The sequence below is a fragment of the Pedobacter sp. 01N310 genome (assembly GCF_056399805.1).
The window spans coordinates 304,829-317,846 of the sequence record NZ_JBFTSB010000006.1; the positions used below are offsets into that span (position 1 = coordinate 304,829).

A 13,018-nucleotide genomic window follows, 5' to 3' on the forward strand; every position below is an offset into this window, starting at 1 on the left:
ATAAAGAAACCAGCTTAAATCAAAGTAAAATTCACTAAACAATTTTGATCTTCGATTGAGGCGAATTTATTTTAAAATGCATTAAATCGGCAATAGATTGTGCTTTTTGTTTAATCAGATCTGCATTTTCTCCTACAAAAAGATCGTCGACGGTTTGGAAAAAGAGGTTTTTCCAGGTTTCAAATGCTTCAGTTTGCAGGGGTGCTTGTTCATTCAAAGCAAAATGGGTAAGCATGGGGTTGCCTTTGTAAATTGCTTTTCCGAAAAGTATGCTTTCCCAGAAATCGTACATTTTTGGCAAATGGTGCGACCAGTCTACTTTTGCAACATCGGTAAATATTGGACCTATCTGTTTGTTAAGCGCAACATTTTTATAAAACGTATCCACTAAAAGGATAATACCTTCTCTATTATGAATATCTTTTTTCATGGTGAAGTGATTTTAAACTTACAAAACCCAGAACAATTAACGATAGGAATTTGATGATGTCGGCAATAATGTACACAATATGATGATAACTTTTAGCTGGTGCGTTGCCTGCCAAAACCAGTTTTGCCCTCTCATCAAGTATTGGTAATAGCCAAAAAGTATCTGCCATTAAAAGAATGGTAACAGAGAAAAGTAAAATACTGTGAAAGTTTTTTAAAGGTGCGGGTAGGGAGCAGGCTAAAATAATAATCAGCAATACGATCTCTATTTTATTGAGGGCCTGAAAAACCAATTGGCCTATACCTAAGCCTAGTGGAATTGTAATTCCTGGGGCCTGGAATTTTAATGGAGCTTCTAAAAAACTAATTCCACCGATTAAACCTGCCCAGAAAATGACACAAAAGATTGTGATTAACTTTTTCATCAGGTTCAAATATCATTTAAAATAGTTTAATAAAAATGATTAACGTCATAAAGTAAAATTACATTTATTTATAAAGCCTAAGGATCATCTTTTTGTAATCAATAACGGCCTTATATTCCATTAATATATCTCCGCCAATAATACTCATAATAGGTGGGTGACCAAACTGTTGGTAGGTTTCGCTAACCGATTGCAGGTCGAAAGCCACGGTTTCGTAGTTTTTGATCTTTAACGATCCGATTTTTAGCTCAGGAATTGTAGCCTGGATAGTTGTGGTGGTGGTAAAAAGGGTGGCTGCATTAATTTCTTCTGATACCTGAAGGGGTTCTGAGAGGTGCTGCTCAATCAACGATTTATCGAACACACTTCGCGAGGCACCGGTATCTAAAACAGCAAAATGTTTTTCCTTAAAAACAACAACTTCCACCAAAAGATGAAAACCGTCGTCTTGTAAATTTATCAGTTTTAGCGGGATTGAAATTGATTTCATTGTTTATTTATGTCTACTGCCCTTCGACTACGCTCAGGGTGACAATTATTTAAGTGTAAAAAATGCCACGACCGGCTAGCTATTCAGGTAGTGGAGTACGAAATACACGGAAGTAAAAGAACGGTCGTCATTCTCGCGCAGGCGGGAATCTTAAAGCCTATTGCATTAAGATTCCCAATCGAGTTGGGAATGACGCACCGAGGAAACCCATTTAGTAATTTAATACTTTCGTTAAAGATTTATCTTCAGAATGGTATTAAACCAACTTCATTTCTGCCAGTACATTATTCATGTTCCTTACGGCATCGGCACTTTTGTTAAATGCCGCCTGCTCATCTTCGGTTAATTTAAAATCGATGATTTTTTCCCAGCCATTACGACCAATAATTACGGGCACACCTAAACATATATCTTCCTGTCCGTATTCTCCTTCAAGAGAAACGCAGCAGGTAAACAGTTTTTTCTCATCACGTAAAATCGCTTCAACCAATGCAGCACCTGCAGCACCTGGTGCATACCAGGCCGAAGTGCCGATTAAGCCTGTTAAAGTAGCGCCACCAACCATGGTGTCGGCTGCAACTTTATCAAGGGTGGCTTTGTCCAATAAATTACTAACCGGTAAACTTTGGTATGTAGCTAGGCGAGTTAAAGGAATCATGGTAGTATCACCGTGGCCGCCAATTACAAAGCCCTGTAAATCGTTAGGGTTGCAATTTAAAGCTTGCGATAAATAAAATTTAAAACGGGAGCTATCTAACGTTCCACCCATGCCGATAATGCGGTTTTTAGGTAGGCCTAACGATTTTAAGGCTAAATAAGTCATCGTATCCATTGGGTTACTGATCACGATGAAGATGGCTTCTGGAGAGTATTTTAAAATATTTTCGGCAACACCTTTAACAATACCAGCATTAATGCCGATCAGTTCTTCTCGTGTCATCCCTGGTTTGCGGGGCAAGCCTGAGGTAATTACCACCACATCAGAACCAGCAGTTTTACTGTAATCGCCGGTTACGCCGGTAATTTTAGTGTCGAAACCCAAAAGGGTTGCGGTTTGCATCATGTCGATCGCTTTGCCTTCGGCAAAACCCTCTTTAATATCTAACAGGACAAGTTCGTTCGCTAATTCTTTGCGGGCAATATTATCTGCACAAGTGGCACCAACTGCGCCTGCGCCAACAACCGTTACTTTCATATATTTTATTTTAATGGTTTGCGTATCGTTAAATATTAATCGAAGGTAGAAATAAATATAAGGTTTAAAAATCCTTTTCAAAACTTTATAATTTGATGATGGTTTACTTAATATGTTCCAAAGCAGAAGCATTAAAGCAATTGGATTATCGAACTGGCCAATGCGATGATTATAGTTATGTAGCTGTAGGTCATCCTGATGAGAAATGCCTGTTTATTATGGTCTGCGAATCCAAAATGGAGGCAGATTTATTGGTGCATATTATAGAAATGTACAGGTAGAAAAGATATGATGTGATTGAATTGGTAAGTTAGGAACATTTTTAGCAGTTTTCAATTGGCGGTTTTCAGCTTAAGGCGATGCGATGATTTTTTGCCGTTATTTTAAGAGGTTGTATCATAAATATAGATTTGTCATCCTGAGCCTGTCGAAGGGCTTATTGAATATTCTTTAAGGTGTTTCGACAGGCTCTCCGTAGGAGTCCTTTGGACAACATGATAGCATGCGGCTAAATTGTCTTTATGATACAATATCCTCAAAAGTACTTTATTTACAATCGATCAACCAATATGTTTTAGTTTGGAAAGCAATTGCAGCAGCATTTATGTTAATTCAATCCCGCCCCCGCTTCTGCCGATGAAAAAAATCGGCATCTCGTTTTGGTCGGGTTTAGGTGGCAGCCATTCTGCTATGATCTTTGGTAAATAAACCCGATTGCAGTGGTAGCTGCCGGCTTCAGGCCGGCACTACAAACGGAAAGCGGGACTGAAAGTCCGATGAAAAACCGAAGCACTCATTTAAAAAAAATAAAAAGGTTAAAAAAGAACAAAATGATAATGAGTTCGGAATTAACACTTTAAAAAAACTTGTCAGGTTTTTAAATGCTGAGAGGTTTGATCGAGATATTTTTGTTGATAAAATCTGACAAAACCACCTGTCAAAATTCTTATTTTTGAAGAACCGTTATTATTCTAAAACGGTTAATTCTTTGCCGCACAATATGTACTTAATTTTTGATACTGAAACCACTGGTTTGCCACGTAATTATAATGCACCCATTACCGATACGGATAATTGGCCGCGTTGTATACAGATTGCATGGCAACTGCACGATGAGATGGGGAGATTGGTTGAACATCAGGATTATCTGGTTAAACCAGAGGGATTTAATATTCCGTACGATGCAGAACGGATCCATGGTATTTCTACCGAACTCGCTGCCGAACAAGGTATTGGTTTCGACGAAATGCTGGCCAAGTTTAACGAAGTTTTAGATAAAGCCAAGTTTATTGTAGGCCAGAATGTTGGTTTCGACGTAAACATTATGGGCTGTGAGTTTCACCGGTTTGGTGTAGCTAACCGTTTGGCCGAGATGCCTGTGTTGGATACCTGTACCGAAGTTACCGCCCAGCTTTTACAATTGCCTGGAGGTAGGGGCGGAAGGTTTAAACTGCCAACCTTAACCGAGTTACATTCTTATTTGTTTGGTGTTCCTTTTTACGAAGCCCACAACGCAACTGCCGATGTGGAAGCAACTACACGTTGTTTCTTGGAATTGGTAAAAAGAGAGGTTTTTAAAAAAGAAGAACTACAGGTTGATGTAGAATATTTTCCTCGTTTTAGAGAGATAAACCCGGCTACGATTGAAGGAGTTGGTTTAAAACACATCAATTTAAAGGCTGCGTCTGATGAAATCCGCAAGCGTTTACAAAAAGCTGAGGGTGGAGGGATTTCGAAACAGGAACTTGCTGGAAACAAACAGGAACTTGCTGCAGCAACCTTTGTACATTTACACAACCACACCCAGTTTTCTGTATTACAAAGTACCATCAGTATTCCCGATCTGGTAAAAGCTGCAGCAGCACAAAAAATGCCTGCAGTAGCCATGACCGATCATGCGAACATGATGGGGGCTTTCCATTTTGTGAATCATGTTTTAAATCATAACAAAGCGGCCGAAGCAAAAAATGCTGCTGCAATTGAGGCAGGCGAGCGCCCTACGGAAGTGGTAATGACACCGATTGTTGGGGTAGAATTTTTTGTTTGTAATAATCACTTAGACCGGACCGCAAAAGATAATGGTTACCAGATGGTGCTGTTGGCGAAGAATAAAAAAGGCTATCACAATTTAGCTAAAATGTCTTCTATCGCTTATACCAAGGGTTTTTATTACGTGCCCCGTATCGATAGGGAGGTAATTGAACAGTATAAAGATGATATTATTGTTTTATCGGGTAACCTATCCGGAGAGATCTCGAACAAAATTTTAAACATGGGCGAAACCCAGGCTGAAGAAGCGTTGATCTGGTGGAAGAACATGTTTGGCGATGATTTCTATGTGGAAGTAATGCGTCACAACCAAGAAGATGAAGACCGTGTAAACGAATCGTTAATTGCACTGGCAAGAAAGCATACTGTTAAATTGATAGCCACCAATAATACCTATTACATTAACAAGAAGGATGCAAATGCGCACGATATCTTGCTGTGTGTAAAAGATGGTGAAAAACAGGCAACGCCAATTGGCCGTGGTCGCGGTTACCGTTATGGCTTGCCCAATCAAGAATATTATTTCAAATCTGGTGATGAAATGAAATCGCTTTTTGCCGATTTGCCGGAGGCGATTGTAAATATTAAAGAAATTGTAGATAAGATCGAAATTTATAAACTTGCCCGTGAAGTACTCTTACCTAAATTCGATATTCCAGAAGAATTTTTAGTGGCGGAAGACGAGGCCGATGGAGGAAAACGTGGGGAAAATAAATTTTTGCGTCACCTTACTTACGAAGGAGCTAAAAAACGCTATGGCGTGTTAACCCCTGAGGTTATCGAACGTTTAGATTTCGAATTACAGACCATTGAAAAAACCGGTTATCCTGGTTATTTCCTAATTGTACAGGATTTTATTGCCGAAGCCCGCCGCAGGGATGTTTCGGTAGGCCCTGGCCGTGGTTCTGCTGCCGGATCGGTGGTGGCTTATTGTTTATGGATCACGAATATCGATCCCATTAAGTATGATCTCCTTTTTGAGCGTTTCTTAAATCCCGATCGTGTATCCATGCCCGATATTGATATCGATTTTGACGATGAGGGCCGTGGCCGTGTAATGGAATATGTAATTGGCAAATACGGTTCCAGCCAGGTTGCGCAGATTATCACTTATGGAACCATGGCCGCCAAATCTTCTATCCGTGATACAGCGAGAGTATTGGATCTGCCACTTTTTGAAGCAGATAAGATTGCCAAGCTGATCCCGAATATGAAGCTCGCAAAAATCTTCACGCTGGATGAGAAAACACTGAAAGAAGCTTTGCGCCCTGATGAATATGAACGCGTTGTTGAATTGAAAAACCTTGGCGCATTAAAAGATTTGAGTGCCGAAACCATACAACAGGCACAGATTTTAGAAGGCTCTTTACGGAACACTGGTATTCATGCCTGCGGGGTTATTATTACGCCAAGCGATATTACCAATTTCGTTCCCGTTTCTACTGCAAAAGATTCTGATTTATATGTTACCCAATTTGATAACTCGGTTGTAGAAAGTGCGGGTTTATTAAAGATGGACTTTTTGGGTTTAAAAACCCTTACCCTGATAAAGGATACCGTAAAACTGGTTAAAAAACGGTTTGGTATCGATCTTGATCCGGATAATTTTCCAATTGATGATGTATTAACCTATGAGCTTTTCCAGCGTGGTGAAACCATCGGGATTTTCCAGTACGAGAGTCCGGGCATGCAGAAATACATGAAGGAGCTTAAACCAACGGTTTTCGACGATTTAATTGCGATGAACGCACTATATCGCCCAGGCCCGATGGAGTATATTCCAAGTTTCGTTCGCCGTAAAAATGGCGAAGAAGAAATTAAGTACGATTTAGATGCCTGCGAAGAGTATTTGAAAGAAACCTATGGAATTACCGTTTATCAGGAGCAGGTAATGCTCTTATCGCAGAAACTGGCCGGATTTACCAAAGGTGAGGCCGACGTGCTGCGTAAGGCGATGGGTAAGAAACAGAAAGACGTTCTGGATAAAATGAAACCAAAGTTTGTGAAACAAGCGGCCGAGAAAGGCCATGATGCCACAACTTTAGAGAAAATATGGAAAGATTGGGAAGCATTTGCATCCTATGCTTTCAACAAATCGCACTCTACCTGTTATGCATGGATTGCCTATCAAACCGCATACTTAAAAGCACATTACCCTGCCGAATATATGGCTGCGGTACTGTCTAACAACATGAGTGATATTAAACAGGTAGCTTTCTTTATGGAAGAATGTCGCCAGATGAGTGTTACGGTATTAGGCCCCGATGTGAACGAATCCGACCTCAAATTCTCGGTAAATGCCAAAGGCGAAGTCCGCTTCGGTATGTCGGCAGTAAAAGGTGTAGGTGAAAAGGCAGTAGAAAGTATTATTGAAGAAAGATTGGCAAATGGACCTTATGGTAATGTGTACGATTTTGCCAAGCGTTCTAACACCCGCATTGTAAATAAAAAAGCTTACGAGAGTTTTGTGTACAGCGGTGCTTTCGATGCATTTGGTGGGCACAGGGCGCAGTATTTTTATATCGGCCCGAACGATAAAATGAATGGCATTGAAAAGATTATCAAATATGCCAACGATTTTCAGAACAATGAAAGTACGTCACAAGCTTCCTTATTCGGTGGCTCTAAAGCTGATCTTATTTTAGAACCAAGTTTGCCGGTTTCGCCAGAATGGGCATTAATGGACAGGTTAAAGTACGAGAAAGATGCTATTGGAATTTTCCTTTCTGGCCACCCTTTAGATAATTATAAACTCGAACTCGATAAATTCTGTACCCATGGCGTTAAACAGCTGAGCATCATCAACAAGGTGCGTATGGGCGACAATAATGAAGAGGTTTTGGCCGAATTCGAAAAGCTCAAAAACCGTGAGCTCTGCGTAGGCGGACTTGTGGTAACCGCATCACAACGGATTACCAAAACGGGTAAGCCATTTGGTACTTTTGTTTTTGAAGATTATGATGATGCAAGTGAAATGGCCTTGTTCGGAGAAGATTTTTTAAAATTTAAATCGTTTTTAACTGAAGGATATTTCTTGCAGATTAGAGGCAGGGTTGGTGAACGTTTCGGTAAAGCTGGAGATTGGGAGTTTAAAATCACCGCAATTAACTTAATGTCTGAATTGAGAGATAAATTAGCTAAAAGTTTAACTATCCAGGTGCCGATTGAGCGGGTTAACGACCAGCTGATGCGCGAGATTGAAGCCATATTAGCAGACAATAAGGCAAACTCCGAGCAACAAAACTGCCAACTTAACTTCGCTATTTTTGATCGGGAAAAGGAGATTATGTTGGATATGCCATCCAAAAATCTTAAAATAAACCCAAACAATAAGTTTTTAGAACAATTACTCGGGCTTAATGTTGTAAATTACAAGTTAAACTAAGGTATAAGGCCTAAGGTTTAAGGTGGAAGGTTAAAGCGCCTAAACCTTATACCTTTCACCTTTAAGCCCTCTACCTCAAAATAATGTCAAATTGACACTACAGATGGGTTGGCATTACAATTGAATACATATATTTGAACATAAAAAAAATAATTATGGCATTAGAAATCACAGATGCAAACTTCGAGGAGCTTGTATTAAAATCAGATAAACCCGTATTAGTAGATTTTTGGGCAGAATGGTGTGGCCCTTGTCGCATGGTTGGTCCAGTAGTAGAAGAAATCGCTAAAGAATATGATGGAAAAGCGGTAGTTGGAAAAGTAAACGTTGATAACAACCCTCAAATTTCAATGCAGTTTGGTATCCGTAACATCCCGGCTTTATTATACTTTAAAGATGGTCAGGTTGTTGACAAACAAGTTGGTGCTGTTCCAAAATCAGTATTAGCAGAAAAATTAAACAAGCAATTAGCCTAGTTTAAGCTTAAAGCAGAAAAACCAAAGCCTAAAGGCTTGTAACATATTTAAAACCCAAGTTCATTTGATGGATTTGGGTTTTTTATTGCAAACTTATTTTTGTTTCTTTAATAAAAAACTAACAATCATGTCTATTAACCTATTTAACAATAAAACTTTAGGTATTTTATTGGCAGGTTTAGCCCTAAACTGTGCAAATATTGCATGTGTATTGGCGCAAAACCCTGTTGAAACCAACGAACCATCAGCAGATTATAAGCCAGCATTTGCCGGGCAGACCCGAATTGGAGGAGTAAAAACCAAAACGCCTCTGGATATTACGATTATTAATGAAAAGTTAGAAAATCCTTGGGCCATTTCAGTTCTTCCAAACGGTGGTTTTTTAATTACACAAAAACAGGGTACAATGGTGATCCTTACTCCTGATGGGAAATTAAGCAAAAAGATAACCGGTTTACCCAAGGTAGATCCATCTGGCCAGGGCGGTTTATTGGATGTAACTTTAGATCCAAACTTTGCTAAAAACAGAATGATTTATTGGGCTTATTCAGAGCCACAGGATAAAGGTGTTTTATTAGCCATTGCCAAAGGTAAATTAGCAGCTAATGAAACTACAATAGAAAACCAAACCATTATTTACCGCGCTACACCGGCTTACGGCGGTAAACTTCAATACGGTTCGAGAATTGTGTTCGATAAGAATGGTAATTTATTTGTAAGTACTGGCGAACGTTCTGGTAACGATATCAGAATTCAGGCACAATATTTAAATTCTTCTTTGGGTAAAATCTTACACCTTACCACCAATGGTAAAGCTGTGGCGAACGGACCCTTTGCTGGCAAAGCAGATGCAAAACCAGAAATTTATGCCTATGGATTGCGGAATCCAGATGGTTTAGCCATTAATCCTTTAACCGGTGATTTATGGGAAGCCGAATTTGGCCCTAAAGGTGGCGATGAGGTAAATATTATTAAACCAGGCAAAAATTATGGCTGGCCAATTATTACCTACGGAACAGAATACAGTGGTAAAAAAGTAGGTGATGGTATTCAACAGAAAGATGGTATGGAGCAACCTATTTATTATTGGAACCCAAGTATTTCTCCTGGCTGTATTGCGTTTTATAACAGCAATAGTATCGCCGAATGGAAAGGAAATTTGTTTGTAGGTGGCTTGGGTGGTTCGCATATTATCAGATTGGTAATAAAAAATGATAAAATTGTTGGTGAAGAGCGATTACTGGAAGGTAAAGGCGAACGTTTCCGTGATATGGTAGAAGGAAAAGACGGGGCGCTTTATTCTGTAACCGATAATGGTCATTTGTTTAGAATTGCTAAGAAGTAAGTTAAGTAATTATAAAATATAGATCCCGGATTCATTTATTGAGTCCGGGATTTTTTGTTTTAAATCATTTTATTTGTTTTTGGAAATGAGGGATCAGTTTTTCATTGGGGGTTTCGGCCCTGCTTTCCGTTTGTAGTGCCGGCGTGAAGCCGGCAGCTACCACTGCAATCGGGTTTATTTATCAAAGGATAGTAGCATAGTCGGACCATCAAATTGCTCAGGTTTGCCAGGTCTTTAAGGCGGAGGTTTTGCGTTAGGGATTGTAAGGGTTAGTACCGATCCTTCGTCGGTACCGGAGCATAGCGCAGCCCTGCAAAGCCCGCCCCTTGCGTAGCTTGGGGAACGCCCATATCAATTTGCAGTTTGCAATTCACAGTTTGTAGTTAGCCAGTGCTTGGACCTTTGAAACTTCGAAAGTCTTGGGGACTTTTTTAATTTTTTTTAATAAATCTTTTATTAGCTTTACCATATGCGGGTTGTAAACTACGAAAACGAAACAAGCTATGGTAATTTAGAATTGCTTGCACAACAAGTGGTAGAAGGTTTTATTACCGGACTGCATAAAAGTCCGTTCCATGGCTTTTCGGTTGAATTTGCAGAGCACCGCCAGTATAATAATGGCGATAATGTTAAAAATATCGACTGGAAATTATATGCCAAAACTGATAAACTTTACAGTAAACGTTTCGAAGAAGAAACCAATTTGCGCTGCCAGTTTGTGATTGATGTGTCCTCATCAATGTACTTTCCTGAACCTAAAAATAACAAACTGATCTTCTCGATACAGGCTGCTGCATCTTTGATGTACCTGTTGAAGAAACAGCGTGATGCTTTCGGATTAAGCTTATTTACAGATGAAATACTGTTGAATTCGCCAGCAAAGTCGACTACAGTACATCAGAAATATCTGTTTACACAATTGGAAGAGCTGTTACATAAACCCAAGGTAAATGCACAGACTAATTTAAGCGAAGCTTTACACCAGGTGGCCGAATTGATTCATAAACGTTCATTGGTAATTGTTTTTAGCGATCTTTTTAATACACAAACCAGCACAGATAAAACGGACGAGTTTTTTGATGCTTTGCAGCATTTAAAATTCAACAAACATGAAGTGGTGGTTTTTAACGTGGTAGATAAATCAAAAGAAGTTGATTTCAATTTTGAAAACCGCCCATACCAGTTTATCGATATGGAAACCGGCGAAACGATTAAAGTACATACCAATCAGGTAAAGGAAAATTATACAGCGGCAGTTTCCTCGTATCGACAGCAGATTGTGCTAAAATGCGCCCAATATAAAATCGACTTAATTGATGCCGATATGAACGATGGATTTTACCCTGTCCTTCAGTCTTACTTAATCAAAAGGCAGAAATTAGGCTAAAATTTGTTGCAAACAACACAGATTCAGCGTTGTTTATTAAATGATTTAAATTTTAAACTCCTTAATATGTTAGAAAAAGGCGCTGTAGCACCAGATTTCGAATTGAATGCTACTCCCGATCAGAAAATAAAACTTAAAGACTTTAAAGGAAAAAATGTTATCCTGGCTTTTTATCCTGCCGATTGGAGCCCAGTATGCAGCGACCAAATGGCACTTTATAACGAAATGCTAAAATATTTTAACAAGTATGATGCACAGATTTTTGGTGTTTCTGTTGATAGTGTTTGGTGCCACCTCGCTTTTGAAGAGAATAGAAAACTGCATTTTCCACTTTTGGCCGATTTTGAACCAAAAGGCGCAGTGTCAAAAGCTTATGGTGTATACGATGAAGAACTTGGCGAAAGCAAAAGGGCACTTTTTGTTATAGATAAAGAAGGAAAAATTGCCTGGAGTTATTTGTCGCCAATAGCCGTTAACCCTGGCGCTGACGGAATTTTAGACGCATTGGAGGAATTAGATAAGAAATAAGCTATGAGTACTTTAAAACCTGAGGTAAACAATCAGGATCACATCCAAGGTGATGATTCAGCGAGTGTAACCATTGTCGAATTTGGCGATTATCAATGTCCATATTGTGGTAATGCCTACCCGATTATGAAGGAAATTGAAGAAACATTTGGCCATCAGATCAAATTTATCTTCCGTCATTTTCCTTTGGCGAATGCCCATGAGTTTGCTTTTCCGGCTGCTATTGCTGCAGAAGCGGCAGGTTTACAAGGTAAGTTTTGGGAAATGCACGATGCACTTTACGAAAATCAATACCGTTTAGATGGCGAGCTGTTCGACGAATTGGCTGAAACGATTGGTTTAGATCTGGAGCAGTTTCAGCAAGACAGCGTCTCTGAAGATATCAAAAGGAAAATAGAAGATGATTTTGATAGTGGTGTACGAAGTGGTGTAAACGGAACGCCTTCATTTTATGTAAACGGGACTAAATTTGATGGAGGTGCAACAGATCTTTATCAAATGCTTAAAGAAAGTACCGAGTAATTTTCCATAAAAAAACCTCATGTATTTTGCAATACATGAGGTATCAGATAAGGGTAACCGGAAAACTAAAAAACTAATTATGAGTTTTTAGAATTTAACAAAATTGAAATCGCTTCGTGTTTTGTTATTTCAAAGGTGCACTTCAATTATGAAGTTTTAGTGAAGAAAACTAAACCTTATCGCTATAGTCCTGCTTATGTTACGTCGCGAAAATAAAAATGAAAAGCCAGCAATATCTTCCTGGCTTTTGGCTTATTAAGTTTATTGTTTTCTCGAATAGATCCCTTGCAGATGCGTTAATGCCGCTACCAATTTTTCTTCATCACCAGCTAAACAATAATATCTAATTCCATTTTTATCGTTATCGGGCTCATCTTCGCCTTTGTCAAAAACCGGATAGATTGATTTGATTTTTGTGCTGGTCTGTTCCAAGCTAACTTTGAAGCCTTTCCAGACGTTTATTTGCGATTTGTTGGTGGTTTCTTCTTTGGCATTATCCGAACTGGCAAAGCTTTTTCCAACTGTAAAAACTCCATAATTCATTTCTTCATCAATATAAAATGAATTTGCTGTAATTGTAAACGTGGTTTCTATTCCCTTACGTAAAATACGATCGGTTCCGCCTATAGCTTTTGCTAATAGTTGGTTGATGTTTTTAACAGTTTCGGCTTTTGTTTGGGTGAAGCCATTAATGGATGCAGCCAGCAATAAGGCCAGCATTAGTTTTGTTTTCATAATTCTTTAAGGTTTAAATATTTGTGTGTATTTAAATTTAAAGAATTATTCG

12 protein-coding genes are annotated in these 13,018 nt (G+C 39.0%); 7 read left to right on the plus strand and 5 right to left on the minus strand.

Annotated elements, in window-relative coordinates; all coding sequences use genetic code 11:
• Positions 1–34: 34 nt before the first annotated feature.
• The 4 genes from AC1DNH_RS15035 to mdh form a co-directional block, all read right to left on the minus strand.
• Positions 35–430, minus strand: coding sequence for a group III truncated hemoglobin (locus AC1DNH_RS15035; protein ID WP_477579349.1), 396 nt, complete (start codon positions 428–430; stop codon positions 35–37).
• Positions 411–854: a hypothetical protein gene (locus tag AC1DNH_RS15040; RefSeq protein ID WP_477579351.1), complete on the minus strand. Its 444-nt coding sequence runs from the start codon at positions 852–854 to the stop codon at positions 411–413. Before AC1DNH_RS15040 ends, AC1DNH_RS15035 begins: the two co-directional genes overlap by 20 nt.
• 64 nt (positions 855–918) lie before the next feature.
• Positions 919–1,344, minus strand: a complete 426-nt coding sequence (locus AC1DNH_RS15045) for an aspartyl protease family protein (RefSeq protein WP_477579353.1) — start codon at positions 1,342–1,344, stop codon at positions 919–921.
• Positions 1,345–1,600: 256 nt separating this feature from the next.
• Positions 1,601–2,539, minus strand: coding sequence for a malate dehydrogenase (mdh, locus tag AC1DNH_RS15050; RefSeq protein ID WP_057932519.1), 939 nt, complete (start codon positions 2,537–2,539; stop codon positions 1,601–1,603).
• Positions 2,540–2,634: 95 nt separating this feature from the next.
• Here mdh and AC1DNH_RS15055 point away from each other — a divergent pair, with 95 nt between their 5' ends.
• From AC1DNH_RS15055 to AC1DNH_RS15085, 7 genes are all read left to right on the plus strand, one after another.
• Positions 2,635–2,820, plus strand: coding sequence for a hypothetical protein (locus tag AC1DNH_RS15055; protein ID WP_477579355.1), 186 nt, complete (start codon positions 2,635–2,637; stop codon positions 2,818–2,820).
• A 719-nt stretch (positions 2,821–3,539) separates the two neighbouring features.
• Entirely contained in the window at positions 3,540–7,973 is a 4,434-nt protein-coding gene (gene dnaE / locus AC1DNH_RS15060; protein WP_477625498.1) for a DNA polymerase III subunit alpha, read from the plus strand.
• Positions 7,974–8,128: 155 nt separating this feature from the next.
• Positions 8,129–8,449: a thioredoxin gene (gene trxA, locus AC1DNH_RS15065; RefSeq protein WP_029275428.1), complete on the plus strand. Its 321-nt coding sequence runs from the start codon at positions 8,129–8,131 to the stop codon at positions 8,447–8,449.
• A gap of 127 nt (positions 8,450–8,576) precedes the next feature.
• Positions 8,577–9,794 (plus strand): PQQ-dependent sugar dehydrogenase, encoded by a 1,218-nt coding sequence (locus tag AC1DNH_RS15070; RefSeq protein WP_477625479.1) that lies wholly within the window; start codon positions 8,577–8,579, stop codon positions 9,792–9,794.
• Between the two features lie 469 nt (positions 9,795–10,263).
• Complete coding sequence (locus AC1DNH_RS15075; protein ID WP_477584275.1) at positions 10,264–11,181, plus strand: DUF58 domain-containing protein; 918 nt, start codon at positions 10,264–10,266, stop codon at positions 11,179–11,181.
• A 66-nt stretch (positions 11,182–11,247) separates the two neighbouring features.
• On the plus strand, positions 11,248–11,709 hold the full coding sequence (locus AC1DNH_RS15080; protein ID WP_477584277.1) for a redoxin domain-containing protein: 462 nt from the start codon (positions 11,248–11,250) through the stop codon (positions 11,707–11,709).
• Between the two features lie 3 nt (positions 11,710–11,712).
• Positions 11,713–12,231, plus strand: a complete 519-nt coding sequence (locus AC1DNH_RS15085) for a DsbA family protein (protein WP_477584279.1) — start codon at positions 11,713–11,715, stop codon at positions 12,229–12,231.
• 261 nt (positions 12,232–12,492) lie between these two features.
• On the opposite strand, the gene AC1DNH_RS15090 is transcribed toward AC1DNH_RS15085, so the two are convergent.
• Positions 12,493–12,966 carry a hypothetical protein gene (locus AC1DNH_RS15090; RefSeq protein WP_477584281.1) on the minus strand — a complete coding sequence of 158 codons (474 nt, stop codon included), beginning with the start codon at positions 12,964–12,966 and terminating at the stop codon, positions 12,493–12,495.
• Positions 12,967–13,018 lie beyond the last annotated feature (52 nt).

Bases quoted from the DNA above. Each gene is read 5' to 3' on its own strand.
- AC1DNH_RS15055 (WP_477579355.1), top strand. From the start codon at position 2,635: ATGATGGTTTACTTAATATGTTCCAAAGCAGAAGCATTAAAGCAATTG.
- AC1DNH_RS15040 (WP_477579351.1), bottom strand. From the start codon at position 854: ATGAAAAAGTTAATCACAATCTTTTGTGTCATTTTCTGGGCAGGTTTA.
- AC1DNH_RS15045 (WP_477579353.1), bottom strand. From the start codon at position 1,344: ATGAAATCAATTTCAATCCCGCTAAAACTGATAAATTTACAAGACGAC.
- AC1DNH_RS15035 (WP_477579349.1), bottom strand. From the start codon at position 430: ATGAAAAAAGATATTCATAATAGAGAAGGTATTATCCTTTTAGTGGAT.
- dnaE (WP_477625498.1), top strand. From the start codon at position 3,540: ATGTACTTAATTTTTGATACTGAAACCACTGGTTTGCCACGTAATTAT.
- mdh (WP_057932519.1), bottom strand. From the start codon at position 2,539: ATGAAAGTAACGGTTGTTGGCGCAGGCGCAGTTGGTGCCACTTGTGCA.
- trxA (WP_029275428.1), top strand. From the start codon at position 8,129: ATGGCATTAGAAATCACAGATGCAAACTTCGAGGAGCTTGTATTAAAA.
- AC1DNH_RS15085 (WP_477584279.1), top strand. From the start codon at position 11,713: ATGAGTACTTTAAAACCTGAGGTAAACAATCAGGATCACATCCAAGGT.
- AC1DNH_RS15090 (WP_477584281.1), bottom strand. From the start codon at position 12,966: ATGAAAACAAAACTAATGCTGGCCTTATTGCTGGCTGCATCCATTAAT.
- AC1DNH_RS15075 (WP_477584275.1), top strand. From the start codon at position 10,264: ATGCGGGTTGTAAACTACGAAAACGAAACAAGCTATGGTAATTTAGAA.
- AC1DNH_RS15080 (WP_477584277.1), top strand. From the start codon at position 11,248: ATGTTAGAAAAAGGCGCTGTAGCACCAGATTTCGAATTGAATGCTACT.
- AC1DNH_RS15070 (WP_477625479.1), top strand. From the start codon at position 8,577: ATGTCTATTAACCTATTTAACAATAAAACTTTAGGTATTTTATTGGCA.